This is a genomic window from Mycobacterium sp. pV006 (assembly GCF_041287115.1).
In the GTDB taxonomy this organism is placed as follows: Bacteria; Actinomycetota; Actinomycetes; order Mycobacteriales; family Mycobacteriaceae; genus Mycobacterium.
In genome coordinates, this window is record NZ_JBGGKT010000014.1 from 83,979 (window position 1) to 108,968 (window position 24,990).

25 protein-coding genes are annotated in these 24,990 nt (G+C 68.6%); 7 read left to right on the forward strand and 18 right to left on the reverse strand.

The window, feature by feature from the left end:
- Window positions 1-2 precede the first annotated feature (2 nt).
- A complete protein-coding gene (locus tag ACAG25_RS19885) occupies window positions 3-299 on the forward strand; it encodes a DUF503 domain-containing protein (protein ID WP_370490196.1) in 297 nt (98 codons plus the stop codon).
- A 4-nt stretch (window positions 300-303) separates the two neighbouring features.
- On the opposite strand, the gene ACAG25_RS19890 is transcribed toward ACAG25_RS19885, so the two are convergent.
- Complete coding sequence (locus ACAG25_RS19890) at window positions 304-1,134, reverse strand: tRNA (adenine-N1)-methyltransferase (RefSeq protein ID WP_370490197.1); 831 nt, start codon at window positions 1,132-1,134, stop codon at window positions 304-306.
- Between the two features lie 75 nt (window positions 1,135-1,209).
- Here ACAG25_RS19890 and ACAG25_RS19895 point away from each other — a divergent pair, with 75 nt between their 5' ends.
- From ACAG25_RS19895 to ACAG25_RS19905, 3 genes are read left to right on the forward strand one after another with little or no spacing between them, the layout of a single operon-like run.
- Window positions 1,210-2,088, forward strand: coding sequence for a RecB family exonuclease (locus tag ACAG25_RS19895; RefSeq protein WP_370490198.1), 879 nt, complete (start codon window positions 1,210-1,212; stop codon window positions 2,086-2,088).
- Entirely contained in the window at window positions 2,085-2,882 is a 798-nt protein-coding gene (locus ACAG25_RS19900; protein ID WP_370490199.1) for a thioesterase family protein, read from the forward strand. The genes ACAG25_RS19895 and ACAG25_RS19900 overlap by 4 nt, the downstream gene beginning before the upstream one ends.
- A complete protein-coding gene (locus tag ACAG25_RS19905; RefSeq protein WP_370490200.1) occupies window positions 2,879-3,391 on the forward strand; it encodes a DinB family protein in 513 nt (170 codons plus the stop codon). Before ACAG25_RS19900 ends, ACAG25_RS19905 begins: the two co-directional genes overlap by 4 nt.
- A gap of 4 nt (window positions 3,392-3,395) precedes the next feature.
- Here ACAG25_RS19905 and ACAG25_RS19910 read toward each other — a convergent pair whose 3' ends face one another.
- The 5 genes from ACAG25_RS19910 to ACAG25_RS19930 all read right to left on the reverse strand — a co-directional run bounded on the left by ACAG25_RS19910 (window position 3,396) and on the right by ACAG25_RS19930 (window position 7,427).
- Window positions 3,396-4,334: a R2-like ligand-binding oxidase gene (locus ACAG25_RS19910; RefSeq protein ID WP_370490201.1), complete on the reverse strand. Its 939-nt coding sequence runs from the start codon at window positions 4,332-4,334 to the stop codon at window positions 3,396-3,398.
- 31 nt (window positions 4,335-4,365) lie between these two features.
- Window positions 4,366-5,736 carry an FAD-containing oxidoreductase gene (locus ACAG25_RS19915; protein ID WP_370490202.1) on the reverse strand — a complete coding sequence of 457 codons (1,371 nt, stop codon included), beginning with the start codon at window positions 5,734-5,736 and terminating at the stop codon, window positions 4,366-4,368.
- A gap of 9 nt (window positions 5,737-5,745) precedes the next feature.
- Window positions 5,746-6,225: a DUF4126 domain-containing protein gene (locus tag ACAG25_RS19920; protein WP_370490203.1), complete on the reverse strand. Its 480-nt coding sequence runs from the start codon at window positions 6,223-6,225 to the stop codon at window positions 5,746-5,748.
- A 70-nt stretch (window positions 6,226-6,295) separates the two neighbouring features.
- Window positions 6,296-7,144, reverse strand: a complete 849-nt coding sequence (hisG, locus tag ACAG25_RS19925; protein WP_370490204.1) for an ATP phosphoribosyltransferase — start codon at window positions 7,142-7,144, stop codon at window positions 6,296-6,298.
- A 1-nt stretch (window position 7,145) separates the two neighbouring features.
- Window positions 7,146-7,427, reverse strand: coding sequence for a phosphoribosyl-ATP diphosphatase (locus ACAG25_RS19930; protein WP_370490205.1), 282 nt, complete (start codon window positions 7,425-7,427; stop codon window positions 7,146-7,148).
- A gap of 27 nt (window positions 7,428-7,454) precedes the next feature.
- On the opposite strand from ACAG25_RS19930, the gene ACAG25_RS19935 reads away from it, so the two are divergent.
- Entirely contained in the window at window positions 7,455-8,057 is a 603-nt protein-coding gene (locus ACAG25_RS19935) for a hypothetical protein (RefSeq protein WP_370490206.1), read from the forward strand.
- Here ACAG25_RS19935 and ACAG25_RS19940 read toward each other — a convergent pair.
- Both ACAG25_RS19940 and ACAG25_RS19945 read right to left on the reverse strand, forming a co-directional pair.
- Window positions 8,054-9,520, reverse strand: coding sequence for a sugar porter family MFS transporter (locus tag ACAG25_RS19940; RefSeq protein ID WP_370490207.1), 1,467 nt, complete (start codon window positions 9,518-9,520; stop codon window positions 8,054-8,056). The two genes, ACAG25_RS19935 and ACAG25_RS19940, sit on opposite strands and share 4 nt — an antisense overlap.
- 87 nt (window positions 9,521-9,607) lie before the next feature.
- A complete protein-coding gene (locus tag ACAG25_RS19945) occupies window positions 9,608-10,288 on the reverse strand; it encodes an HAD family hydrolase (RefSeq protein ID WP_370490208.1) in 681 nt (226 codons plus the stop codon).
- Between the two features lie 125 nt (window positions 10,289-10,413).
- Here ACAG25_RS19945 and ACAG25_RS19950 point away from each other — a divergent pair, with 125 nt between their 5' ends.
- Complete coding sequence (locus ACAG25_RS19950) at window positions 10,414-11,931, forward strand: SulP family inorganic anion transporter (protein ID WP_370490209.1); 1,518 nt, start codon at window positions 10,414-10,416, stop codon at window positions 11,929-11,931.
- On the opposite strand, the gene metH is transcribed toward ACAG25_RS19950, so the two are convergent.
- The gene (gene metH / locus ACAG25_RS19955) at window positions 11,928-15,677 is read right to left on the reverse strand and encodes a methionine synthase (RefSeq protein ID WP_370490210.1); all 3,750 of its coding nucleotides are present in this window, start codon (window positions 15,675-15,677) and stop codon (window positions 11,928-11,930) included. The two genes, ACAG25_RS19950 and metH, sit on opposite strands and share 4 nt — an antisense overlap.
- Window positions 15,678-15,960: 283 nt before the next feature.
- Here metH and ACAG25_RS19960 point away from each other — a divergent pair, with 283 nt between their 5' ends.
- On the forward strand, window positions 15,961-16,839 hold the full coding sequence (locus ACAG25_RS19960) for a PAC2 family protein (RefSeq protein ID WP_370490211.1): 879 nt from the start codon (window positions 15,961-15,963) through the stop codon (window positions 16,837-16,839).
- A 112-nt stretch (window positions 16,840-16,951) separates the two neighbouring features.
- On the opposite strand, the gene ACAG25_RS19965 is transcribed toward ACAG25_RS19960, so the two are convergent.
- The 9 genes from ACAG25_RS19965 to ACAG25_RS20005 form a co-directional block, all read right to left on the reverse strand.
- Window positions 16,952-17,956, reverse strand: coding sequence for a patatin-like phospholipase family protein (locus ACAG25_RS19965; protein ID WP_370490212.1), 1,005 nt, complete (start codon window positions 17,954-17,956; stop codon window positions 16,952-16,954).
- Window positions 17,957-18,022: 66 nt separating this feature from the next.
- Complete coding sequence (locus ACAG25_RS19970; protein ID WP_370490213.1) at window positions 18,023-19,477, reverse strand: DUF1254 domain-containing protein; 1,455 nt, start codon at window positions 19,475-19,477, stop codon at window positions 18,023-18,025.
- 28 nt (window positions 19,478-19,505) lie between these two features.
- Window positions 19,506-20,744 carry a cysteine--1-D-myo-inosityl 2-amino-2-deoxy-alpha-D-glucopyranoside ligase gene (mshC, locus tag ACAG25_RS19975; protein ID WP_370490214.1) on the reverse strand — a complete coding sequence of 413 codons (1,239 nt, stop codon included), beginning with the start codon at window positions 20,742-20,744 and terminating at the stop codon, window positions 19,506-19,508.
- Between the two features lie 68 nt (window positions 20,745-20,812).
- Complete coding sequence (locus ACAG25_RS19980) at window positions 20,813-21,580, reverse strand: 3'(2'),5'-bisphosphate nucleotidase CysQ (RefSeq protein WP_370490215.1); 768 nt, start codon at window positions 21,578-21,580, stop codon at window positions 20,813-20,815.
- A 17-nt stretch (window positions 21,581-21,597) separates the two neighbouring features.
- Window positions 21,598-22,443, reverse strand: coding sequence for an SCO1664 family protein (locus tag ACAG25_RS19985; RefSeq protein ID WP_370490216.1), 846 nt, complete (start codon window positions 22,441-22,443; stop codon window positions 21,598-21,600).
- Window positions 22,427-23,014: a DUF3090 domain-containing protein gene (locus tag ACAG25_RS19990; RefSeq protein WP_370490217.1), complete on the reverse strand. Its 588-nt coding sequence runs from the start codon at window positions 23,012-23,014 to the stop codon at window positions 22,427-22,429. The genes ACAG25_RS19985 and ACAG25_RS19990 overlap by 17 nt, the downstream gene beginning before the upstream one ends.
- A gap of 20 nt (window positions 23,015-23,034) precedes the next feature.
- Window positions 23,035-23,727, reverse strand: a complete 693-nt coding sequence (locus tag ACAG25_RS19995; RefSeq protein ID WP_370490218.1) for a histidine phosphatase family protein — start codon at window positions 23,725-23,727, stop codon at window positions 23,035-23,037.
- Window positions 23,728-23,755: 28 nt separating this feature from the next.
- Window positions 23,756-24,586: an undecaprenyl-diphosphate phosphatase gene (locus ACAG25_RS20000; protein WP_370490232.1), complete on the reverse strand. Its 831-nt coding sequence runs from the start codon at window positions 24,584-24,586 to the stop codon at window positions 23,756-23,758.
- Between the two features lie 42 nt (window positions 24,587-24,628).
- The gene (locus ACAG25_RS20005; RefSeq protein ID WP_370490219.1) at window positions 24,629-24,940 is read right to left on the reverse strand and encodes a hypothetical protein; all 312 of its coding nucleotides are present in this window, start codon (window positions 24,938-24,940) and stop codon (window positions 24,629-24,631) included.
- Window positions 24,941-24,990 lie beyond the last annotated feature (50 nt).

Below are 24,990 nucleotides of genomic sequence, written 5' to 3' on the forward strand. Positions count from 1 at the left end.
ACATGTGGATCGGTTGGCTGGAGTTCGATCTGCTGCTCGGTGACGTGCGGTCGCGTAAACAGAAGCGCTCGGCGGTCCGGCCGCTGGTCGCCGAGTTGAGCCGCCGGTTCGGTGTGTCGGCCGCCGAGACCGGATCACAGGACCTGTACCGGCGCGCCGGGGTCGGTGTCGCCGTCGTCGCCGGCGACCGCGCGCACGTGATCTCGGTGCTCGACGCCGCCGAACGCCTCGTCGCCGCGCGGCCGGAGGTCGAGTTGTTGTCGACGCGGCGCGGTCTGCACCGCAGCACCGACGAGTGAGTGATCAGACGGTGGGTCGCTTGCGGCGCAACGGCACCGGCGCGACCGCGCCCGGCGCCAGCTTGCGCGCACTGATCAGAAACGCCGTGTGACCGCGCATCGAGTGCTCGGGACGCACCGCGAGTCCCACCACGTGCCAGCCGCGCTGCATGCTCTCCCAGGCCCGGGGCTCGGTCCAGCACTGTTGCTCGCGCAGCGCCTCCACCGTGCGCGACAACTGGGTGACGGTCGCGACATACACCATCAGCACACCACCGGCGACCAACGCGTCACCGACCGCGCCGAGGATCTCCCACGGCGCCAACATGTCCAGCACGACGCGATCGACCTCGCCGCCGGCGTAATCACCGACGTCGCCGATCACCAGTTCCCAGTTGGCCGGCCGCTCACCGAAGAACGTCTCGACGTTGCGCACCGCGTGCTCGGCATGGTCGTCGCGCACCTCGTAGGAGGTCACCGTGCCCTCGGGCCCGACCGCTCGCAGCAGCGAACAGGTCAGGGCTCCGGAACCGGCGCCGGCCTCGAGCACCCGCGCGCCCGGGAAGATGTCGCCTTCGTGGACGATCTGCGCGGCGTCCTTCGGATAGACCACCTGAGCGCCGCGCGGCATCGACATCACGTAGTCGACGAGCAGCGGTCGCAACACCAGGAACTGGTCGCCGTTGGTCGACTTGATCACGCTGCCCTCCGGCAGCCCGACGACGTCGTCGAGAGCGATGATGCCGCGGTGGGTGTGGAATTCGCCGCCCGGCTTGAGCACCATCGTGTAGCGCCTGCCCTTGGCGTCGGTGAGCTGGACTCGGTCACCGACGGCAAACGGTCCGGTTCTTCGCACAGCAGAAGAGCCTGCCACCAGACGCGCCGCCGCGGGTATCCGGGGTTGTCCGACGCCCGTCCTATGGTGGGGCACATGGACGAACCGGCGGGACGAGTGACGCGGCGTCCCGCGCTGTCGCCGTCGCGGGCCGCCGATTTCAAGCAGTGCCCGCTGCTGTACCGCTTCCGGGCCATCGACCGCCTCCCCGAGCCGTCCTCGACCGCGCAGATCCGCGGCTCGGTGGTGCACGCCGCCCTCGAACAGCTCTATTCGCTGCCGCCACCGGACCGGCAGCCCGCCACGGCGCTGTCGCTGGTGACGCCGGCGTGGGAACAGGTCGTGGCCGAGCAGCCGTCGCTGGCCGCCGAGGTCGAGCCGACGCTGCGGGACGAACTCCTCGAGCAGGCGCGCGTGCTGCTGGCCGGCTATTACCGGCTGGAGGACCCCACCCGCTTCGACCCGCAAAGCTGCGAGCAGCGCGTGGAGGTCGAGCTGTCCGACGGGACACTGCTGCGGGGTTTCGTGGACCGCATCGACGTCGCCCCGACCGGCGAGCTGCGGGTGGTGGACTACAAGACCGGCAAGGCGCCGCCGGAGGCGCGGGCGCTGGCCGAGTTCAAGGCGTTGTTCCAGATGAAGTTCTACGCGGTGGCGCTGTTGCGTTCCCGCGGGGTGCTGCCCGCGCAGCTGCGGCTCCTCTATCTCGCCGACGGTCAGGTGCTGGACTACGCCCCCGCCCATGACGAGCTGCTGCGATTCGAGAAGACGTTGATGGCCATCTGGCGTGCCATCCAATCAGCGGGTGCCACCGGCGATTTCCGCCCGAATCAGTCGCGCCTGTGCAACTGGTGCGCCCACCAGTCGCTGTGCCCGACCTTCGGCGGCACACCGCCGCCGTACCCGGGCTGGCCGGAGGTCCACGACGACGGCGACCCCGACGCCGTGCTGCAGGCGACCGAGCCGGCCGCATGACCGACTGTCTGTACCGGCGCCTGGCCGCCGACGGCGACGAGGCCGTCTTCGAATCCACCGACGGCACCCGCAGCAACTGGGACCCCCGCATCCAGCACGGGTCGCCGCCCCTGGCGTTGCTGACCAAGACCATCGAAGAGCTCGCCGCCGGCACGGGTCTGCGTATCGCGCGCCTGGCCCTCGACATCCTCGGTGCGATTCCGGTTGCGCCGGTGCGCGTTCGGGCCTGGGTGGACCGACCCGGTACGCGGATCTCGTTGATGGTCGCCGAGATGCGCGCCGACCTGCCCGACGGCACCCGGCGTACCGTGGCGCGGGTCAGCGCGTGGCTGATCGCCCCCAGCGACACCCGTGACGTCGCCCGCCCCCGCTACGCACCGCTGGTGGAGGGCCCCGACACCGGGCTGAGCCACGCGTGGGCGGGAGCTCCCGGATACCTGGAGACGGTGAGCTGGCGCAAGCAACCCACCCCGGACGGCGCGGCTGCCGAGGCGTGGATGAGTCCGCTTGTGCCGCTGGTGGATTCCGAACCCACGACGGCGGTGCAGCGGCTGGCGATGGTGGTGGATTCCGGCAACGGCATCGGCGCGGCGTTGGATCCGCAGCGCTTCGTGTTCATGAACACCGACACCGTCGTGCATCTGCAACGCCTGCCCGAGGGCGACGATTTCGGGGTCCGCGCGCTGGGCTCCATCGGCCCCGACGGCATCGGGGTGACCACCGCGGAGGTCTTCGACCGCACCGGCTTCGTCGGCACCTGTGCGCAGACGCTGCTGGTGCAGCGCCTGCCGTGATCGATGCGGTGCGCCGCCAGTTCGAGTTGAGTTGGGCGTTGGCGGAGCTGCACCTGGACAGACTCGACGAGGCCGACTTCCTGTGGCGGCCGGCCGAGAACTGTTGGACGGTGCACCCCGACGGCCGTGGGGTCTGGCACGCCGACTTCGCCGAATTGGAGCCCGATCCGGTTCCGGTGCCGACGATCGCGTGGCTGACGTGGCACGTCGACTTCTGGTGGAGCGCGGCGATCGACGCCGTGACCGGCGCGCCGGTCCGCGCCCCGTCGGAGGTCACGTGGGCGGGTGACGGTGCGGCCGCGGTCACCCGCGTGCGGACCCTGGCGGCGCGGTGGCGCTCGTTGCTCGACGACATGACCGACGAGAACATGTCGGCCGCTGCGAGTTTTCCGTGGGGCGCCGATGCCGGCCGTACCGTCGCCGACACCGTTCTGTGGGTCACCGTCGAGCTGACCAAGAACGCCGCCGAGATCGGGGCGCTGCGCCTGCTGCGTCACGCCGGGGCGTGACGGCTCAGGCCGTCGGGGTCAAGGCCTCGCGGTCCTCGTCGGCGAACGTGTCCTCCAGGTGCAGCGGCGAGTAATCGACGTCCAGATCGGCCGGCGGCCGCCCGCGGGCGCTGCTGATGGTCCCGAAACGTCGCATCCCCTTGTCGGCCGCGTAGTGCTGGAATTCGTCCATCACCAAACCGAACGGCACCTCGTCGTACAACGCGAATCCGTCCTCGGTGTTCTTCAGCGCCAACGGGATCAGCTCGTTCATCCGGTTCTCGAACACTGCCCAGTTCGCGTCGTCGGCCGCGACGTGACGCCGGCACGTGAAGGTGCCCCACGCCATGTGGCGGCGCTCGTCGTCGCCGATGCGGCGCACCAGTTCCTGCATCCCGGGCAGGATGTCGCGGTCCACGCAGATCCGTTGCCAGGCAAAGTATCCCGTCAACGCCATCATGCCTTCGATGACGTGGTTGTAGGTCACCGACGCACGCACCTGCGCCGCGGGTGACGGGTCGGTGGCCAGCGCGTCCAGACTGGACGGCAGCTCGTCGTAGAACATCTGCCGATAGGCGGGCAGGTCGCCGAGGTAGCCCTGCAGATCGTCGGTCATGCCGACGGCGTCGAGCCACATCCGGAACACCTGCGTGTGTTTGGCCTCCTCGAACGCGAACTGCGTCAGGTACATCTCGTCGGCGAGCCGCCCCTCGGCGCGCATCGCGGCCATGAAGGGCTGGATGTCCTGGGTGACGGCCTCCTCGCCGGCAATGAACTGGGCACACAGCCGGGTGGCCCAGTCGCGTTCCAGGTCGGTCAGCGCCTCCCAGTCGGCGCGGTCACGGGTGAAGTCGATGTCGGCGGGATCCCAGAACTTCGCGTTCCCGCCGGCGAACAGTCGTAGCGGCAGACTGTCCCAGTTCAGCCCGCCCGCGGCCAGCGAGTCCGATCGTGTCCTGGTCATTGCGCACCTCCGATGTGATCCACGACACAGTCTAGGTCAGAGGCTGGAGGTCCTGCAGGAGCGTCGGGAGCAGTTCGCTGACCGTGGGGTGGATGTGCATGGTGCGCGAGATCGCGGTGTAGGGCAGCCCGGCGGTCATCACGTCGAGGATCGTGTGCACCACCTCGTCGCCACCGACCCCGAGGATCGCCGCCCCGAGGATCTGCTCGGTCTCGGCGTCGACGACGACTTTCATGAAGCCCCGCGTCTTCCCTTTCTCCACCGCCCGACCGACGCGCGTCATCGGCCGCGTGGCCACCATCGCCTTGCGGCCCGACCGCCGGACCTCCTCGACACTCAGCCCGGCGCGGCCCAGCGGCGGATCGATGTAGAGCGCATACGTGGAGATGCGGTCGCTGACCCGCCGCGGATCGTCGTCGAGCAGGTTGGCCGCCACGATCTCGAAGTCGTTGTAGGACGTGTGGGTGAATGCGCCGCGCCCGTTGCAGTCCCCCATCGCCCAGATGTGTTCGGCGGTGGTGCGCAACTGGTCGTCGACGATCACGTACCCGTGGTCGTCGGTCTCCACGCCGGCGAGGTCGCACCCCAGGTCGTCGGTGTTGGGCCGACGCCCGACCGCCACCAACAGGTGCGTGCCCTCGATCGGATCGCCGGTCGCGTTCGGTGTGACCGATACACCGTTGGGCCGCTTACCGATTCGGATGTCGTCGGCGCCGACGACGATGCGGACCCCTTCGGCCTCGAGGATCTCCCGGATCGCGGCGGAGACGTCGGGGTCCTCGCGCCGCGCCAGGCGGGCCCCCTTCTCGAGCACCGTCACCTCGGCCCCGAAGCGGCGGTACATCTGCGCGAACTCCAACGCGATGTAGCTCCCACCGACGATCACAAGGTGTTCGGGAACCACGTCCAGATCGAGGATGCCGACATTGGTCAGGTAGTCGACGTCGTCGAGACCGGGCAGATCGGGGACCACGGCGCGACCACCCACGTTGAGGAAGATGCGATCGGCGCTGAGCAACTCGTCGTCCACGCGCAGCGTGTGGGGGTCGGTGAATCGTGCGTGGCCGCGGATCAGGGTGGCGCCGTCCATGCCTTCCAGCCACGACTCGACGCCGTTGCGGTCGCCGACGGCGATGCGGTCCTTCCGGGCCTTCACCGCGGCCATGTCGACGGCCACCTCGGCGGTGACGATCCCGAAGTCACCGCCCCGCCGGGCCATGTGGGCGGCATGCGCGCTGGCGATCAGCGTCTTGGTCGGGATGCACCCGTAGTTCACGCAGGTGCCGCCGACGAGTTTCCGCTCGATCACCGCGACCGTCTGACCTGCCGCGGTCAGCCGTCCGGCCAGCGGCGGACCGGCCTGTCCGGCGCCGACGATGATCGCGTCGAATCGTTGTGTCATGCGTCGCGCCTAGACGAGGCTGACCAGATAGACGACGAGAAACGCTGCGCCGACGGCGATCACGTCCTCGATGACCGCTCCCGGCCGGTCCCTGCCGTTGCGTTCGGCCAGCCGCCGCCGCAGTTCGGCACCGGCCAGCGTCCCCAGCACCGCACCGACCATCCCGGCTCCGGTACCGATGAACGTGTGGAAGAACGCGCTGCCGATCACCGCGCCGGAGAAGCCGCCGCTGATCAGCCGCGCGATGAACTGCGCCGGTACCCGTCTGCTCGGGGTGGCCGGCAGCTGGTCGGTGACCAGCTCGGCCAGCGCGAAGATCGTCAGGACGGTGGGCGTGATCGGATGCGCCATCCACTCCGACCACTTGTCACCGACGTCGATCCAACCGAACAGGGTGCCCCATGCCACGACGGCCGGGGCGGTCAGCGCGCGCGCACCCGCGACGACACCGATGAGCAGCGCCAGAATCAGAACCGAAAGCTGGGTCATCGGACCTCCGGGCGGTGGTTGTCACCCGGACGCTAACACGCGATCCGCCCGCGCGAACGGCGCTCTCGAACTAAATGCGGCAGAACCGGATGTCGGTGGCCAGGATCGCCTTGGCGCCGATGGCCGCCAACTCGTCCATGATGGAGTTCACGGCGCGACGGGGCACCAGCGCGCGCACTGCCACCCAGTCGGGGTCGGCCAGCGGGGCGATGGTCGGCGACTCCAGCCCGGGCGTCACCTCGATGGCCTTGTCGAGAACGCTGCGCGGACAGTCGTAGTCCAGCATCAGGTACATCTGACCGAACACCACGCCCTGCACGCGCCCGGCGAGCTGGTCACGCGCGGCGGCGTTCTCCTCCGCGCCCTCGCGTTCGATGAGCACGGCTTCGGAGTCACACAGCGGGTCGCCGAACGCGACGAGGTTGTGCAGGCCGAGGGTGCGGCCGGACCCGACCACGTCGGCGATCGCGTCGGCGACCCCGAGTTGCACCGAGATCTCCACGGCGCCATCGAGTCTGATCACGGTGGCTTCGATTCCGTTGGCCGCCAGGTTCTTCCGGACCAGGTTCGGGAACGCGGTGGCGATGCGCTTGCCGGCGAGGTCAGCGACGGTCCAGTCCCGCCCGGCCGGGGCCGCGTACCGGAACGTCGAGGACCCGAAACCCAGGGCCAGCCGTTCGCGTACCGGCGCGTCGGATTCGCGGGCCAGGTCACGGCCGGTGATCCCGAAGTCGAGCTGACCCGAGCCGACGTAGATCGCGATGTCCTTGGGTCGCAGGAAGAAGAACTCCACCCCGTTGGCCGGGTCGACGACCGTCAGATCCTTGGTGTCGGTCCGCCGCCGGTAGCCAGCCTCGGACAGGATGTCGGAGGCAGGTTCACTCAGCGTGCCCTTGTTGGGGACAGCGACGCGCAGCATGTCACAACTTCCTGTACACATCGTCGAGGGTCAGGCCACGAGCCAGCAGCAGGACCTGCGTCCAGTACAGCAACTGGCTGATCTCCTCGGCCAGCGCCTCGTCGCTCTCGTGCTCGGCGGCCAGCCACACCTCGCCGGCCTCCTCGAGGATCTTCTTGCCGATGCCGTGCACGCCGCCGTCGAGCGCGGCGACGGTGCCGCTTCCGGCCGGGCGCGTGCGTGCACGCTCGCTCAACTCCGCGAACAACGCATCGAAGGTCTTCACAGGGGGCGATTCTTTCACGGCTTGCCGGAAAAGCCGCCTTCGGTCATGGCGACCGGGGACGAAGATACGGTGATGGTGCCGGAACGCCGAGCTCAGGCTTCGACTTATACGCAGCGCCGCAAGGCCATCTCCGACATCCTCGATCCGTTGTTCGACGTCAGGTCGATGATCTCGACGAACATCGCTTCATCCTTCGAGCCCGACATCTTCGAGAACTCCCTGTGGTGCGCGTGGGCGGACCGGGACCCGCTGACGAGCCGGACGCTGTCCGTCTACGTGCACCGTGTCCGGGATGGGGACGCCGAGGCCGCGCGGGTGCGGGCGATGATGGCAACAGAGGCCCTCGGTGAGCAATCGGACGCCTACGAGCTACCCGGGCGGAAATCCGATGAGTACGTCTTCGTCCTGAACTACCTCGGCAGCGTCACCGTCGTGGCGGGCGACTGCGTGGTCCAGGTGATGCCCCGTCCCGTCACGATGTCGCTGGAGTCCCTTGCAGCGCCGGCGCTGGACATCGCCCACACCGTGGGTTGCTCGCCGTATGTCGACGACTTCGTTCCCGCAGCGTCGACCGACGTCGAGGTCACCCAGGCGTGGAGTACCGCCGACGGCCTGCGCTACAACCCGCATACGCCGCCGCAGCCTTAGCCGCGCACCTCATCGCGCAGGAGTTCGCCGTGCATGTCCTCCAGCGACACACCCTTGGTCTCGCGCACCCAGCGCCAGACGAACAGGCCGGACAGCACCGCGCACAGGCCGTAGAAGCCATACGCCAGACCAAGGTGGTCGCGCAGTCCGGGGAAGGTCACGGTGATCAGCCAGTTGGCCGCCCACTGCCCGGCCGCGGCCAGGCCGAGCGCCGCTGCGCGGATGCGGTTGGGGAACATCTCGCCGAGCAGGACCCAGACCACCGGGCCCCAGGACATCCCGAACGCGACGACGAACAGGTTCGCCGCGATCAGCGCGACCACCCCGGACGCACCGGGCAGGCTGGGATTGCCGTCGGGACCGATGGTGGCGTTGGCGAAGATCACCGCCATCGTGATCAGGGTGACCGCCATGCCGCTCGAACCGATCAACAGCAGCGGTTTGCGGCCGATCTTGTCGATCAGGGCGATCGCGATCAGCGTGGTCAGCACGTTGATCACCGACGTGATGACGGTGTAGATGGCCGATTCGTCGGCGCTGAACCCGACCGCCTGCCACAGCACGTTGGAGTAGTAGAAGATCACGTTGATGCCGACGAACTGCTGGAAGATCGACAGGCCCAGACCCACCCAGACGATGCCGTAGACGCCGCCGGTCGGCTTGCGCAGGTCCCGCCAGGACGGCTTGTCCTCGCGTTCGAGCGTCTCGCGGATCCGGGTGATGGTGATCTCGAGGTTCTTCTGTCCGAGCAGCTTGGTCAGCACCCGCCGCGCTTCCGGAATCTTGTGGCTGGCAACGAGATAACGCGGCGACTCGGGGATGGTGTAGGCCAGGGTGCCGTACACCACGGCGGGTACCGCCATCGCCAGGAACATCCAGCGCCACGCATCGACGCCGAACCACAGCGGCTGGTTGGCTCCGCCCGCGGCCCACTGCAGAACCCAGTTCACAGCGAAGGACAGGAAGATTCCGGACACGATCGCCAGCTGCTGCAGGGAACCCAGCCGGCCGCGGATGCCCGGCGGCGAGGTCTCGGCGATGTAGGCCGGCGCGATCACCGAGGCCACCCCGACCCCGATACCGCCGACGATCCGGAACAACACGATCGCCCAGACATCGGGGGCGAGTCCGGTGCCGAACGCGCTGATGAAGAACAACACCGCGGCGATCTTCATCACGGCGATGCGTCCGATCCGGTCGGCGATGCGTCCCGCGGTCATGGCTCCCACCGCGGCGCCCAGGAGCGCCGAGGCGACCGCGAAGCCGAGTTCGGCGTTGCCGATGCCGAAGTCCTCCTGGATGGAGTCCACCGCGCCGTTGATCACCGCGCTGTCGTAGCCGAACAACAAGCCGCCCAGTGCGGCGACCGACGCGATGCGCACCGCGGTCTTGCCCGACGAGAAGTCTTGGTCTTCGTCGAAGATCTCCGGGGTCTCCCCGACAGGACCGCCCTGACCCGCCATCTGCCGCCCTCCGCATCTTTGCGTGATATAGGTCACATTGAAGCACTCGGGCTTCGTGGTGGGGCAGGTTCCCGCAACTGCGCGGCGCTAAGCGCGCTTGGCGCCCTCCGTCGCGATGACGCGATGGATTCGTCGCAGGTCGGTGACGTCGAGCTGGTCCAACGAGTCTGCATGTCGGCGTCTCGGTCCCGTGGGCACCGGGATCTCGTTCGGCACGACCAGCACCGCGCAGCCGGCCGCCTCGGCGGCCGCGGTGCCGGTGACGGAGTCCTCGACGGCCAGGCAGTCGGCTGGCTTCTCCCCCAGTAGCTCGGCAGCCCGCAGATACGGGTCCGGAGCCGGCTTGCCGGTGGGCACTTCGTCACCGCACACCGTCACGGAGAAGTAGTCCCGCCCAATGGAATCCAACGCACGCTCGGTGAGTCCGCGCAGTGTGTTGGTCACCAACGCCATCGGGATGCCCTCTTCACCCAGTGCGTCGAGAAGTTCTCGGGCGCCGGGACACCACGGCAGGCCTTGGGCGAACAGCTCACCGGTGTAGTCGTGCACCCACGCCGCCGACTCGGCCATCGCGTCGGGGTCGGGTTCCAGGCCCAGATCGGCATAGACGATGCCGATCACGGTCTCCGAGGACCCCCCGACCGTCGCGGCGCGCACCTCCGGGGTCAGGACGCCACCGAGGCGTCGGTAGAGCGCCTGCAGTGAGATGTCCCACAGCTTTTCGGAGTCGACGAGCGTACCGTCCATGTCCCACAACACCGCTCGCATGTCCGCCATTGTGGCATGCACGGTCATGGACCTGCCGCCACGGCGATCTCGGGTAGATTCAGCCTGCCGCCGCGGCACTGGAATGTCCGACTTCTGATCTTGTGCGGCAATCCGATTGGAGAATTGTGACCCGCCCCACCTTGCCCAGTCCCGTCGTGCGCGAAGCCGGCGATCCCAGCACCTCGGTGTGGGCGGCGTTGCGATCTCCGCGCCGACTGAAGACCGAGGTGCTGGCCGGACTGGTCGTGGCGCTCGCGCTGATCCCGGAAGCGATCTCGTTCTCGATCATCGCCGGGGTCGACCCACGCATGGGGTTGTTCGCGTCGTTCACGATGGCGGTGACCATCGCCGTCGTCGGCGGGCGCCCGGCGATGATCTCGGCCGCAACCGGCGCCGTGGCGCTGGTGATCGCGCCCGTGGCACGCGACCACGGCGTCGACTACTTCATCGCGACGGTCATCCTGGCCGGGCTCTTGCAGATCGTGCTCAGCGTGTGCGGGGTGGCGCGGCTGATGCGTTTCGTCCCGCGCAGCGTGATGGTCGGATTCGTCAACGCCCTGGCGATCCTGATCTTCACCTCGCAGTTGCCGCATCTGATCGGCGTGCCTTCGCTGGTGTACCCCTTCGTCGTCGCGGGTCTGCTGATCATGGTGTTGTTGCCCAAGGTGACCCAGGCGGTGCCGGCGCCGCTGATCGCGATCGTGGTGCTCACCGTCGTCGCGGTCGGTCTCGGTGCCGAGTTGCCGTCGGTCGCCGATCAGGGTGAGTTGCCGTCGAGTCTGCCGGCGCTGCTGTTCCCGAATGTGCCGCTGACCACCGGGACGCTCGCGATCATCGCGCCGTACGCGTTGGCGATGGCCCTGGTCGGACTGATGGAGTCGTTGATGACCGCCAAACTCGTCGACGACATCACCGACACCCACTCCGACAAGACGCGCGAGGGGTGGGGTCAGGGCGTGGCCAACATCGTCACCGGATTCTTCGGCGGCATGGGTGGCTGCGCGATGATCGGGCAGACCATGATCAACGTCAAGGTGTCCGGCGCGCGGACCCGCATCTCGACGTTCCTGGCCGGGGTGTTCCTGCTCGGTCTGGTCGTGGGACTGGGCGACGTGGTCGGTCTCATCCCGATGGCCGCGCTGGTCGCGGTGATGATCATGGTGTCGGTGGCCACGCTGGACTGGCACAGCATCAGCCCGTCGACGCTGCGGCGGATGCCGATCTCGGAGACGCTGGTGATGGCGACGACCGTGGCGGTCACGGTGCTCACCCACAACCTGGCCTACGGCGTGATCGTCGGCGCGCTGACGGCGATGGTGCTGTTCGCCCGCCGCGTCGCGCACCTGGTGGTCGTGCAGCGGTCCGAGCCGACTGCCGACCGGGTGGTCTACCGCGTACGCGGCGAACTGTTCTTCGCCTCCAGCAACGACCTGGTGTACCAGTTCGACTACGCCGGGGACCCGGACACCGTCGTCATCGACATGTCCGAGTCCCACATCTGGGATGCGTCGAGCGTGGCCGCCCTGGATGCCGTCGCCACGAAGTACCGCGCCCGCGGCAAGGAGGTCGAGATCGTCGGCCTGAACCAGGATTCCGCCGACCGTCACGACCGCCTGTCAGGCCGGTTGGGCGCGGGCCACTAGTCCTCCGGGTTGTAGCCGAGGTTGGGCGCCAGCCAGCGCTCCGCTTCCTTCAGAGTCCAGCCTTTGCGCTTCGCGTAGTCGGCGACCTGGTCGTGGGCGATTCGGCCCACCACGAAGTACTGCGACTGCGGGTGGGAGTAGTACCAGCCGCTGACCGCAGCACCCGGCCACATCGCCATCGACTCGGTCAGCTCGATACCGGTGCGCTTGGTGACGTCGAGCAGGTCGAACAGCGTGGTCTTCTCGGTGTGCTCAGGGCAGGCCGGATAGCCGGGCGCGGGACGGATGCCGCGGTACTTCTCGCCGATGAGCTCGTCGTTGTCCAGCTGTTCGTCGGGCTGGTAGCCCCAGAACTCCTTGCGCACGCGCTGATGCATCCGCTCGGCGAACGCCTCGGCGAGCCGGTCGGCGACCGACTCCAGCAGGATCGCGCTGTAGTCGTCCAGCGCCGCCTTGAACTCCATGATCTTCTCGGTGCTGCCCAGACCGGCGGTCACGGCGAACGCGCCGACGTAGTCGGCCAGACCCGTCTCCTTGGGCGCGACGAAGTCGCCGAGGGACCGGTTCGGGATGCCCTCGCGGTGCTCGCCCTGCTGGCGCAGGTTGTACAGCGTGGTCAACACCTCGGTGCGGGAGTCGTCGGTGTAGATCTCGACGTCGTCGTCGACGGCGTTGGCCGGGAAGAATCCGATCACGCCGTTGGCGGTCAGCCACTTCTCCTTGATCGCCGTGTCGAGCATCTCCTGCGCGTCGTCGTAGAGCTTGCGCGCCGCGTCCCCGGTGACCGGGTTGTTGAGGATGTCGGGGAATCGCCCCTTCATCTCCCACGCGTTGAAGAACGGCTGCCAGTCGATGTATTCGCGCAGCTCGGCGAGGTCGTAGTCCAGGAACTCACGGACGCCGAGTCCCTGTGCGGGCACTGGCGGGGTGTAGCCGTCCCACTCGATCGGCGTGCGGTTCGCGCGGGCCTTCTCGAGGGTCAGCATCGGCCGGTCGTTCTTCTGGGCGTGCCGTTCCCGCAGCGAGGCGTAATCCTTCTCGGTGGCCTCCAGCAGCGCCGGGCGCTGCTTGTCGTCGAGTAGCGCCGCTGCCACCGGCACCGATCGGGACGCGTCCTTGACCCACACCACAGGACCGCTGCGGCGCGGCGAGATCTTCACCGCCGTGTGGGCACGCGAGGTAGTGGCGCCACCGATGAGCAGCGGGATCTCCAGTCCGGCGCGTTCCATCTCGACGGCGAAGTTGCTCATCTCGTCCAGCGACGGCGTGATCAGGCCGCTCAGGCCGATGATGTCGGCGTCGTGCTCCTTGGCCGCGTCGAGAATCTTCTGCGCCGGCACCATCACCCCGAGATCGATCACCTCGAAGTTGTTGCACTGCAGCACAACCCCGACGATGTTCTTGCCGATGTCGTGCACGTCGCCCTTGACCGTGGCCATCACGATGGTGCCGTTGGTGTCCTTGGACCCGGTGGTGCCGGCGTCGGCCTTCTCCTGCTCGATAAACGGCAGCAGGTACGCGACGGCCTTCTTCATCACGCGCGCCGACTTGACCACCTGCGGCAGGAACATCTTCCCGGAGCCGAACAGGTCGCCGACGACGTTCATGCCGTCCATCAGCGGTCCCTCGATCACCTCGATGGGCCGGCCGCCGGCAGCGGCGATCTCGGCGCGCAGTTCTTCGGTGTCGGGTTCGACGTGGGCGTCGATGCCCTTGACCAGCGCGTGGGTGATGCGCTCACGGACCGGCAGGGATCGCCACTCCGCGGCCGCGGGGTCGTCGGCCTTGTCGCTGCTGTTGAACCGCTCGGCGATCTCCAACAGGCGTTCGGCGGCGTCCGGCCGGCGGTTGAGCACGACGTCCTCGATGCGCTCCCGCAGCTCGGGGTCGATCGAGTCGTAGGGCACCAGCGCGCCGGCGTTGACGATGCCCATGCTCAGTCCGGCCTTGATGGCGTGGAACAGGAAGACCGCGTGGATGGCTTCGCGCACCGGGTTATTGCCGCGGAACGAGAACGAGACGTTGGAGATGCCGCCGGAGATGTGGACCCCGGGCAGGTTCTCCTTGATCCAGGCGCAGGCCTCGATGAAGTCGATGCCGTAGGTGGCGTGTTCTTCGATACCGGTGGCCAGCGCGAAGCAGTTCGGGTCGAAGATGATGTCCTCGGCCGGGAAGCCGACCTTCTCGGTGAGGATCCGGTAGGCCCGCCCGCAGATCTCCTTGCGGCGCTCGAGGTTGTCGGCCTGCCCCTCCTCGTCGAAGGCCATCACGACCACGGCGGCGCCGAACTTGCGGCACAGCTGGGCTTCGCGGATGAACTTGTCCTCGCCCTCCTTCATGGAGATCGAGTTCACGATCGGCTTGCCCTGCACGTTCTTCAGGCCGGCCTCGATGACCTCCCACTTGGAGGAGTCGATCATCACCGGGACGCGGCTGATGTCGGGTTCGGACGCGATCAACTTGGTGAAGCGGTCCATCGCGGCGACGCCGTCGATCATGCCCTCGTCCATGTTGATGTCGATGACCTGCGCGCCGACCTCGACCTGCTGCAGGGCCACCGACAGCGCGGTGTCGTAGTCCTCGGCCTTGATCAGGTTGCGGAAGCGGGCCGAACCGGTGATGTTGGTGCGCTCACCGATGTTGACGAACAGCGAGTCGTCGTCGATGTTCAGCGGCTCCAGACCCGACAGCCGGGTGGCCACCGGGATCTCCGGCACCTGCCGCGGCGGCTTGCCCTCGACGACCTTCGCGATCTCGGCGATGTGCGCCGGCGTCGTCCCGCAGCAGCCGCCGACCAGGTTGACGAAGCCCGCGTCGGCGAAGTCGGCGACGTAGGAGGCCTGGCGTTGCGGGGTCTCGTCGTACTCGGCGAAAGCGTTGGGCAGGCCCGCGTTCGGGTAGCAGGACACGAAAGTGTCCGCGATACGCGACATCTCGGCGATGTAGGGCCGCATCTCGGGTGCGCCCAACGCGCAGTTGAGGCCCACCGCGAGCGGCTTGGCATGCCGGATCGAATTCCAGAAGGCCTCGGTGACCTGGCCGGACAGGGTGCGCCCGGATGCGTCGGTGATCGTGCCCGAGATGATCACCGGCCAGCGGCGTCCCCGTTCCTCGAAGAGGGTCTCGACGGCGAAGATCGCGGCCTTGGCGTTGAGGGTGTCGAAGATGGTCTCGATGATGATGATGTCGGATCCGCCGTCGACCAGGCCGTTGGCGGCTTCGAGGTACGCCGCGACCAGTTGGTCGTAGGTGACGTTGCGCGCGCCCGGGTCGTTGACGTCCGGTGAGATCGAGGCGGTCCGCGTGGTGGGGCCCAGCGCGCCGGCGACATACCGCGGTTTGTCGGGGGTGCTAAATTGGTCGCAGGCCGCGCGCGCCAGTGCCGCACCGGCGTGGTTCAGCTCGTAGCTGAACTCCTCCATGCCGTAGTCGCCGAGCGACACCGCGTTGGCATTGAACGTGTTGGTCTCGAGGATGTCGGCGCCGGCTTCGAGGTACTCGCGGTGGATCGCCTCGATGATCTGCGGTTGGGTCAGGTTCAGCAGGTCGTTGTTGCCCTGCAGATCGCTGGGCCAGTCCTTGAAGCGCTCACCGCGGTAACCGGCTTCGTCCGGCCGGTCGCGCTGGATCGCCGTGCCCATCGCGCCGTCGATCACCAGGATGCGCTGCTGCAGCGCCGAGGTCAGCTCGTCGGTGCAGTCCGGACGGACGTTCGGCGCAAGGGTGTTCGTATCAGCGGCGTTCATGTGCGCTCCTTCCATTGCGGAAGGCGTCCTTGACTCTGCCGAGCGTGGCGGACACCGGTGTACACCAGAGATCCGTTGCAACGCCTCTCGACCCCCGAGAGTCTACGACGCCACGCAATCGACGTCTGGGACGCCCAACACTGTCGCGGCGTCAGGTCCCTGGCAGGGCGGTGCCGTCATCAGGAGTTTTTGCGACAACCACAGGGCCAGCGTAATCCGTGCGGCAAATTCGGCAGCGGGTCGATGCCCATCGCAGGACGCGCGCAGGGCTTACGCTGGGCTTGTGACCCCCTCGGATTTCCGTGGTCCGAAGCGATCCGATCTGCCCGACCTGCACGACACCATCGTCGTGGCGGCGTTCGAGGGCTGGAACGACGCCGGTGACGCCGCCAGCGACGCGCTCGAGCATCTCGATTCCATCTGGCACGCCGAGACGATCGTCGAGATCGACGACGAGTCCTACTACGACTACCAGGTCAATCGGCCCGTCATCCGCCAGGTCGACGGGGTCACCCGCGAGCTGGTGTGGCCGTCGATGCGCGTCGCCCACTGCCGCCCGCCGGGGTCCGACCGCGACATCGTGTTGATGCACGGGGTGGAACCGAACATGCGGTGGCGAACGTTCTGCGCGGAGTTGCTGGCCATCGCCGACAAGCTCAACGTGCACACGGTGGTGATCCTGGGCGCGCTGCTGGCCGACACCCCCCACACCCGGCCGGTTCCGGTGTCCGGGTCGGCGTACTCCGCGGACTCGGCCAAGACGTTCGGCCTGGAGGAGACCCGCTACGAGGGGCCGACCGGTATCGCCGGGGTGTTCCAGGACGCCTGCGTGCAGGCCGGGATCCCCGCGGTGACGTTCTGGGCCGCGGTGCCGCACTACGTGTCGCAACCGCCCAACCCGAAGGCCACGGTCGCGTTGTTGCGGCGCGTCGAGGACGTGCTCGACGTCGAGGTTCCGCTGGCGGATCTGCCCGCCCAGGCCGAGGAGTGGGAGCAGGCGATCAGCGAGATGACCGCCGAGGACGACGAGATCGCCGAGTACGTGCAGTCGCTCGAGGAGCGCGGCGATGCCGAGATCGACGTCAACGAGGCGCTGGGCAAGATCGACGGGGATGCGTTGGCGGCGGAGTTCGAGCGCTACCTGCGTCGCCGCGGGCGGTAGCCCGCAATTGGGCCGGAGCGGGCGGTATCGACGACTCTGTGCGCGACTTGCGTAACCGGGTGGCGAATTTCGGGCTCTGTTTCGCCGTGCGGTTACGCAAGTTCCGCGAGTGCTAGCGGAACCGGCGCAGGTACTCGTCCCAGTCCCAGCCGGCCAGGAAATCCTCGGCGGCGCCCTGTCCCCTCTCGAAGAGGGTGCGTTTGTCGGCGTCGGACAGGTCGAAGTCCAGGACGCCGACGGAGCTCGTGTCGATGCGGATCGCGCGGGCACTTACCCACGGCTGGTTCAGGTACGCCTGGTCGCGGCCGACCAGGATCGTGGTCACCACCTGTTCGAGCAGCGTCGGCGACGAGATCAGGTGCAGGGGGCGCAGCGCCGGGATCACAGCCGCGTTCCCGGCGGGCATGTCCGGGAGCAGGGTGACACCGAACGTCGGCCACCGCGGGGGTTCCCCGTCGCAGCGGTCCAGGGAGTCGATCGGGAAGTTCGACAGCAGTCCCCCGTCGACCAGACGCGATGTCCGGCCGTCGGCGCTGGTCAACTCCTCCGGGCGGTAGAAGAACGGGATCGCGGTGGACGCGCGGACCGCGTCGGCGACCGACTGCATGTCGGGGTCGAGCCCGTAGAGCCGCTCGTAGTCCCACGGCAGCCGCACCAACTGGCCCAGCGTGACGTCGGCGACGGTGACCACGAGGCGGTAGCGCTGTTCCGGCGGCAGGTCGGGGTCGTCGAGGGCCAGGTCGGCGAACGTGGTGACCCCGAACGCGGCCAGTTGGCGGGCCACCCACCGCCGCAGAGATTCTCCGCGGTAGATGCCACCGCCGCTGACGACGCCCCAGGCCGGCCCGAGCAGCGGCAGCCGCTCCACCGGCCCCGGGTCGAGCAGTTCCCGGTAGTTCAGCTCCAGGGCCAGCGCGGTCAGTTGCGGGGTGGACAGCTGCCCGCTCTGGGCCGCGGCCGCCAGCACGGCCCCGACCAGCGCCCCGGCCGAGGTGCCCGAGATCCGGTGCGGTACGTATCCGGCGTCGACCAGCGCCGCCGCGGCACCCACCAGGGCGAGGCCCTTGACGCCCCCGCCGGAGAGGACGAGATCGGCGCGCAGATCCGCCTGGGTCACACCGCCATTGTGGCAGTCGGACCGTTCAGGAGGTGCGGATCAGCTCCGGGGCCGTCGGGCGTCACCTCAGGCCTTCTCGAGACGCGGCGGCTGCCAGGTGCCGTTGAGCGCATCGGGTTTGGGCCAGTACAGGCGCAGCACGACGCTGAAGGGTCCTGCCGGGGTGGGCAACCAGTTGGCGGAACTCACGCTTGCCGGCCCGCCCTCGGGTTCGCGGTGCGACAGCGCGAACGTGTAGCCGCCGTCGGGGTCGGGCACCAGGCTGGGCAGCATGGCCGAATTGATCAGGTAGCGGTTGATCGGATTCGCAACCAGGCGTGCGGCGGGCAGCTCGTAGACAGTCAGCGACCAGAACGCGTTGACCGGGGGCAGCTGACCGGACGGGAAGCGAAACGTGTAGTTGTTCGCCCCGGTCAGTGGCTCGCCGTCGGCGTCGGTGGCGAACGCGGGATACAGCGCCTCGGCCGCGGTGTTGCCGTAGATGCCCAGCGCGGCGCCGGCCATCCGGTGCAGGTAGTTGTCGCCGAGGTCGGCGCGGGTGCCGAACAGCTGCGCCGAGGTCACCTCGTTGGTGTCGATCTTCTTCTTCAGCGCGTCGAACTCCGTCCAGGCGTCGGCCATGCCCGCCTCCACCGCGGTGCGTATCTCGGGGGTCAATGAGTCGGCGTCGAAGTCACCGTCCGGGCCGATCCCCAGTGTCGCGAAGCGCTCGCGCAGCGCGTTCTCCTCGGGCAGCGTCGGCATGAACCGCAGCACGAAGTTGAGGATCTCGAAGAACTGCGGCGAGGTGCGCTGCTGGTCCGGCGGCAGCGGCGGCACGAAGTCGATCGCCGGTGCCGGGGGTGGCGACGGCTGGTTGAGGAACACCGACAGCGGCGCGACCTGGTAGCCGGCCTGGATCTTCTTGACCTCCTCGATGTCGGAGGGGCCGAAGAGCTGGGTGCGGTAGAGCACGAAGGCGAGGTCGGTGTCCGAGCGGATCACCTCGTCGACACCGTCGGGTTTGGCGCCATCCCAATTGGGTCCGGCGAGCAAGTACCGGCCGCCACCGTTGCCGGTGGTCCGGCTGCCCACGTAGGCGAAGTTGTAGGTGTAGCCGTCGACGAACTGCAGCGAGTAGTACCGGTCCTGCTGGATCGGTGGAACGGTCAGCACCAGCGGCTCGGCGCGCAGGTCGGCGCCGACCGCCGAGTACGGGGTGTCGGAGTTCGGCGTCTGGATGGTGGTGTCGTCGGGCGTGTACACCCGGGCGGTGTTGTGGATCTCGTTCCAGCCGCCCTTGTACTCCGGATCCTGCTTGTCGACGAAGTAGGAGTACTGCACCCGGTAGTTGTCCACGAGCGGGAAGCCGTAGATGTAGGCGTCTTTGGCGATCTCGCGGGCCTGGTCGGGGGTGATTTCGGCGCGGGGTGGGGGCGACGGCGTGGTGGTCGTCACCGCGTCGTCGCCGCCGGAGGAACAACCGACCAGCAGCACAAGCGCCGACACCACAGCCACCCAGCGGTGGACTTTCGAGACCATGGCCGAAACCTATCGCTGAGCGGAAGGTTTACAGCGCAACCCCCATCAGCGCGTCGACGGCAGTGGCCACCGTCGTCCCGGCCTGGCGGTCGTGGCCACCGTAGGACAGCGCATCGGTAGCCCACCCATCGAGGGCCGCAAGGGCTTTCGGGGTATCGAGGTCGTCGGCGAGGTAGCGGCGGACCCGCGCGACGACGTCGGCGGCGTCGGGAGCACCGTCCAGCGCGGTGGCGCTGCGCCACCGGTGCAGGCGCTGGTTCGCCTCCTCGAGCACCTCGGGACTCCAATACCGGTCCTGCCGGTAGTGGCCGGCCAACAGCCCGAGCCGGATGGCCGACGGGTCCACCCCGTCGCGGCGCAGCGCCGAGACCAACACCAGGTTTCCGCGGCTCTTGCTCATCTTGTGGCCGTCCCACCCGATCATCCCGGCGTGGACGTAGTGGCGGGCGAAACGGCGCTCACCGGTGACGCATTCGGCGTGCGCGGCCGAGAACTCGTGGTGCGGGAAGATCAGGTCGCTGCCGCCGCCCTGGATGTCGAGTCCGGTGCCGATGCGACTGAGCGCGATCGCGGCGCACTCGACGTGCCAACCCGGCCGGCCGGGGCCGAACGGGGACGGCCAACTGGGTTCGCCCGGGCGGACAGCGCTCCACAACAACGCGTCGAGCGGGTCGGTCTTACCCGCTCGGTCGGGGTCGCCGCCGCGTTCGGCGAACAGTTCCAGCATGGTGTCGCGGTCGTAGCCGGACTCGTAGCCGAACTGCAGCGTGGCGTCGGCACGGAAGTACACGTCGGGGTACTGCGCGTCGTCGACGACGTAGGCGGCGCCGGAGGCGAGCAGTTTCTCGACCAGCTCGATCACCTCAGCGATGGCGTCGGTGGCCGCGACGTAGTCGCGGGGCGGCACGATGCGCATGGCGGCCATGTCCGCGCGGAACAGGTCGGTTTCCCGGTCGGCGAGGTCGCGCCAGTCGATGCCGTCGCGCTGCGCGCGTTCGAACAGCGGATCGTCGACGTCGGTGACGTTCTGCACGTAGTGCACGTCATGGCCGGCGTCCAGCCACAGCCGGTGCACCAGGTCGAAGGTCAGATACGTGGCGGCGTGGCCCAGGTGGGTCGCGTCATACGGGGTGATTCCGCACACGTACATGGTGGCGGTGGCACCCGGGGTGACGGGCCGCACCTGCCGGTCGGCGCTGTCGTAGAGCCGTAACTGCGGGCCTCGCCCCGGCAATTCCGGAACACTGGGCGCCGACCACGACTGCATGACTCCGACTCTAGACATCGTCGTCTGGGACAACGCGGACGGCTGTTTCATTCCCGTTCGTTCCGGCTCTAGCGGTTGCGGTAGGCCGACCAGATGGCCTCGAGCAGCACCGGCGCCAGCTCGGTGCGACACATCAACAGGTCCGGCAGGTAGGGGTCGCGGCGGTTGTAGACCAGTGGTGAACCGTCGATGCGCGACGCGTGCAGGCCGGCGGCCCACACCACCCCCGCGGGGGCGGCCGAGTCCCACTCCCACTGGCCGCCGGCGTGGATGTAGGCGTCGACGTCGCCGCGTACCACCGCCATCGCCTTGGCTCCGGCAGAGCCGATGCGCACCAGCTGGATGTCGAGTTGGTCGCGCAGATACCACAGCACCGCCGGTGGCCGGTTGGAACTGGCGGTGATGCGGATCGGCCCGTCGGCTCGTGGTGGTGGCGCGACCACCGTGTCGGTGCGGTACACCTCGCCGCGGGCGGGCAGCGCCACCGCCGCGTCGGTGATGGCGCCGCCGTTGGGGCCGCGCTGCCACAACGCGATGTGCACCGCCCAGTCGGCGCGGCCGGGCATCGAGTATTCGTGGGTGCCGTCGACCGGGTCGACGATCCAGACCCGGTCGGCGTCGACGCGCGCAAGGTCGTCGGTGGCTTCTTCGGAGAGCACCGCGTCGTCGGGCCGCTCGCGGCGCAGCCGGTCCAGGATCAGGGTGTTGGCGCGCCGGTCACCGGCGTCGCCGAGGTCGTAGGGATCCCAGTAGCCGACCTGTTCGCGCATCTGAAGTAGCAGCTCACCCGCTTCGGCGGCCACCTCGGCGGCCAGCGCGGCATCGGTGAGGGTCACCGCCAAAGTAGATCACGTCAGAATGCGGGCCACGGTATGGGCCGTCCGCGGTCCGGTGTGGGCATCACCGGGTTGCGCAGCAGGTCAACGATTCTGGCGCGCAGCGCGGCGATCTCGGCGGCGGTGATGTGGTCGCGCAGCTCGGCGCCGAGCCCGCCGGCCAGGTCCCGTTCGAGGGCGGCGAGGTCGTCGAGGGTGCCGTCGTCGATCGGCTTGCCCGCCCATCCCCACAGCACGGTGCGCAGCTTGTCCTCGACGTGCAACGTGACGCCGTGGTCGACGCCGTAGACGTTGCCGTCGACGCCGCACAGCACATGTCCGCCCTTGCGGTCGGCGTTGTTGATCACCACGTCGAAAACCGCCAGCCGCCGTAGCCGGTCGTCGTCGGCGTGCACCAGGGTGACCTCGTCGCCGGAGTAGTCGTAGGCCTGCAGCACCGGCAGGAAGCCGGCGGGGACCGCGCCGGCCGGCACCAGGTCGACCAGGTCGGGCCCTTTCGGCGTGTCGTCGTCGGCGGGTTCGTCGACAGGTGGCTCGTCGCTGGGCTGGTCCACCCAGCGTTGCAGCATGCCCGGGCCGGCGGGGCCGTCACGGATGATGGTGTAGGGCACCACATTCCAGCCCAGCGCCGCGGACACCAGGTACGCGCCGCGTTCCCTGCCGGCGAGGGTGCCGTCCGGGAAGTCCCACAGCGGCGCCTCACCGGCGACGGGCTTGTAGACGCAGTGCACGCTGCGCTCGTCGAGCACCGATTCACACAGGAACGTCGCGTTGCTCGCCGAACGGATGCGGCCGATGACAGTCAGCTTCCCGCGGCGCAACACCTCACCGTCGTCGCTTGTCGACTCAGACAACGTCGTCATCGCCGGCGGCACCCAGTTCGCCCCTTCGGTAACCGTTGGTGCGGACACAGATGTGGCCGTCGGAGTCGAGCGGTTCGTCGCACAGCGGGCACGGCGGGCGGCCGGCCGAGATCACCCGGTTGGATCGGGTCGCGAACTCACGTGCCGACTCGGGGGTCAGGAAGACCCGCACCGCGTCGGGGCCGTCCTCGGCGTCGTCGAGGACCACCGACGCGTCGAACTCGGTGTCGGAGACGGCGAGCAGCTCGACCACGACGGTCTGCGCCTCGGAGTCCCAGCCCAGGCCCATGGTGCCGACCCGGAATTCCGCGTCGACGGGGGTGATCAGCGGGCTGAGGTCCTCGACCTCGCCGGTGTCGGGCGGGATCGGGGTGCCGAAGCGGCGGTTGATCTCCAGCAGCAGTGCCGCGATCCGCTCGGCGAGCACCGCCACCTGCTGTTTTTCCAGCACGACCGACACCACGCGGCGGTCGTGGACAGCCTGGAGGTAGAAGGTCCGGTTTCCCGGCTCACCGACGGTGCCGGCCACGAAACGGTCGGGTGTGCGGAAGACGTGGATTGCGCGGGCCATGGCAATTCCAAAATACCGGGTCAGTCCGTCGAACCCCCGACGACAGCGTCGCCGGCGGGCACATCGGAGGCGGGCGATGGGGGTGCCACCAGCGCGGAGTTCAGCGTCCCGCCCGTGTGGTTGACGTGAATGACGAACGGCCGCATCGCGGTGTAGCGGATGGCACTGACCGAGGCCGGGTCGGCGTTGATGCGCTGGAAACTGTCGAGATGGGCGCCGAGCGCGTCGGCCAGGACCGCCTTGATGACGTCACCGTGGGTGCATGCGATCCACAACGCGTCGCCGCCGTGCTCGTCGGCCAGCCTGCGGTCGTGTTCACGTACCGCGGCCACGGCGCGGGCCTGCACGGCGGCCAGCCCTTCACCGTCGGGGAACACCGCGGCGCTGGGCTGCTGCTGCACCACCGTCCACAACGGTTCCTTGACCAACTCGCCGATCTTGCGTCCGGTCCACGCGCCGTAGTCGACCTCGCTGATCCGCTCGTCGACGACCGGTTCGAGCCCCAGCGCGGCGGCCAGCGGGTCCATGGTGCGTTCACAGCGCAGCAGCGGCGAACGCACGATCGCCCGGATCGGCAACCCGCCGATGCGCTCCACGAGTGCCTGCGCCTGTTCGCGGCCGCGGTCGTCGAGGTCCACCCCTTCTGACCGGCCGGCCAGGGTGTGCGCGGTGTTCGACGTCGAGCGGCCGTGCCGCACCAACAGAACGGTCATGCCGGCTCCTCGCGCAAGCGCTCGTCGGTCATGTCGCTGCCACCACTCCCGTCGACAACAAGATCAACACGACCACGCCCAGCACGATCCGGTAGCCGACGAACCAGTACATGCTGTGGCGGACCAGGAACCGCAGGAACCACGCCACCGCCGCGAATCCGACGACGAACGCGATCAGTGTCGACACCAACAGTTGCGGGCCGGTGGCGCTCATGCCCTCCCCGGTCGGGGCGAACGCGTCGGGCAGGGAGAACAGCCCGGAGGCGAACACCGCCGGGATGGCCAGCAGGAATCCGAAGCGGGCGGCGACCTCCCGGTTCATGCCCAGGAACAGGCCGGCGCTGATCGTGGCCCCGGAGCGCGACACCCCGGGCAGCAGCGCCAGGCACTGCGCCGATCCGACGAGCACCGCGTCTTTCCACGTCAGGTGTTCGATCCGGCGGCCCTGCCGGCCGAAGTGCTCGGCAGCGGCGATCACCACCGAGAAGACGATCAACGCGATCGCGATGAACCACAGGTTGCGGGCTCCGGTGCGGATCTCGTCTTTGAGCAGCAGACCGATCACGCTGATCGGGATGGTGCCGATGATCACCCACCAGCCCAGCCAGTAGTCCGGGTTGCGGCGGGCCCTGTCCGAGAGCCCTGCGAACCAGGCGATCACGATGCGTTTGATGTCGCGCGCGAAGTAGACCAGCACCGCGGCTTCGGTCCCGAGCTGGCTGACGGCGGTGAAGGAGGCGCCGGCGTCGTCGTCGAAGAAGACCCGCGACGCGATCGCCAGGTGCCCGGACGACGACACGGGCAGGAATTCGGTGAGGCCCTGCAGGACGGAGAGAACGACCACCTGCAGCCACGACATCGCAGGTACGTCGGTCACGTCGACGACCGTACCGTGGTCGCGTCAGTGCGGCGTTCTGGGCACCGGCTGCGCCTCGGTGACGGCGTCGCGCACGGTGGCGACGAGGCTGCGTTCGTCGGTGAAATCGATGTCGGTGAGTTTGCGGGTGGCGACGGCGACGACGTCGTCGCTGTCCGGGACGAGGCTGCGCAACCGGGGCCGGTACACCTCGACGACGAGTTCCTGGCGTTCGATGCGGAACGAGAACGTGCGGCCGTCACCGACCTGGCCGAAGCCACTGGCGTGCATGCCCGTGGTGATGTCCTCGACAGTGAACTCATGACCAGGGGTTTCGTGGTCCCTGACAAGGGTCATGGGCAGAACCCTACCTTCGCCGTTGCTGTACGGCCGCGCAGCACGGTCAG

What these genes read in the sequence shown, in the direction of transcription:
- ACAG25_RS19885 (WP_370490196.1), top strand. Translation starts at nt 3, where the DNA reads ATGTGGATCGGTTGGCTGGAGTTCGATCTGCTGCTCGGTGACGTGCGG.
- ACAG25_RS19895 (WP_370490198.1), top strand. Translation starts at nt 1,210, where the DNA reads ATGGACGAACCGGCGGGACGAGTGACGCGGCGTCCCGCGCTGTCGCCG.
- ACAG25_RS19900 (WP_370490199.1), top strand. Translation starts at nt 2,085, where the DNA reads ATGACCGACTGTCTGTACCGGCGCCTGGCCGCCGACGGCGACGAGGCC.
- ACAG25_RS19910 (WP_370490201.1), bottom strand. Translation starts at nt 4,334, where the DNA reads ATGACCAGGACACGATCGGACTCGCTGGCCGCGGGCGGGCTGAACTGG.
- ACAG25_RS19915 (WP_370490202.1), bottom strand. Translation starts at nt 5,736, where the DNA reads ATGACACAACGATTCGACGCGATCATCGTCGGCGCCGGACAGGCCGGT.
- ACAG25_RS19920 (WP_370490203.1), bottom strand. Translation starts at nt 6,225, where the DNA reads ATGACCCAGCTTTCGGTTCTGATTCTGGCGCTGCTCATCGGTGTCGTC.
- hisG (WP_370490204.1), bottom strand. Translation starts at nt 7,144, where the DNA reads ATGCTGCGCGTCGCTGTCCCCAACAAGGGCACGCTGAGTGAACCTGCC.
- ACAG25_RS19935 (WP_370490206.1), top strand. Translation starts at nt 7,455, where the DNA reads ATGGCGACCGGGGACGAAGATACGGTGATGGTGCCGGAACGCCGAGCT.
- ACAG25_RS19940 (WP_370490207.1), bottom strand. Translation starts at nt 9,520, where the DNA reads ATGGCGGGTCAGGGCGGTCCTGTCGGGGAGACCCCGGAGATCTTCGAC.
- ACAG25_RS19945 (WP_370490208.1), bottom strand. Translation starts at nt 10,288, where the DNA reads ATGCGAGCGGTGTTGTGGGACATGGACGGTACGCTCGTCGACTCCGAA.
- metH (WP_370490210.1), bottom strand. Translation starts at nt 15,677, where the DNA reads ATGAACGCCGCTGATACGAACACCCTTGCGCCGAACGTCCGTCCGGAC.
- ACAG25_RS19970 (WP_370490213.1), bottom strand. Translation starts at nt 19,477, where the DNA reads ATGGTCTCGAAAGTCCACCGCTGGGTGGCTGTGGTGTCGGCGCTTGTG.
- mshC (WP_370490214.1), bottom strand. Translation starts at nt 20,744, where the DNA reads ATGCAGTCGTGGTCGGCGCCCAGTGTTCCGGAATTGCCGGGGCGAGGC.
- ACAG25_RS19985 (WP_370490216.1), bottom strand. Translation starts at nt 22,443, where the DNA reads ATGACGACGTTGTCTGAGTCGACAAGCGACGACGGTGAGGTGTTGCGC.
- ACAG25_RS19990 (WP_370490217.1), bottom strand. Translation starts at nt 23,014, where the DNA reads ATGGCCCGCGCAATCCACGTCTTCCGCACACCCGACCGTTTCGTGGCC.
- ACAG25_RS19995 (WP_370490218.1), bottom strand. Translation starts at nt 23,727, where the DNA reads ATGACCGTTCTGTTGGTGCGGCACGGCCGCTCGACGTCGAACACCGCG.
- ACAG25_RS20000 (WP_370490232.1), bottom strand. Translation starts at nt 24,586, where the DNA reads ATGTCGTGGCTGCAGGTGGTCGTTCTCTCCGTCCTGCAGGGCCTCACC.
- ACAG25_RS20005 (WP_370490219.1), bottom strand. Translation starts at nt 24,940, where the DNA reads ATGACCCTTGTCAGGGACCACGAAACCCCTGGTCATGAGTTCACTGTC.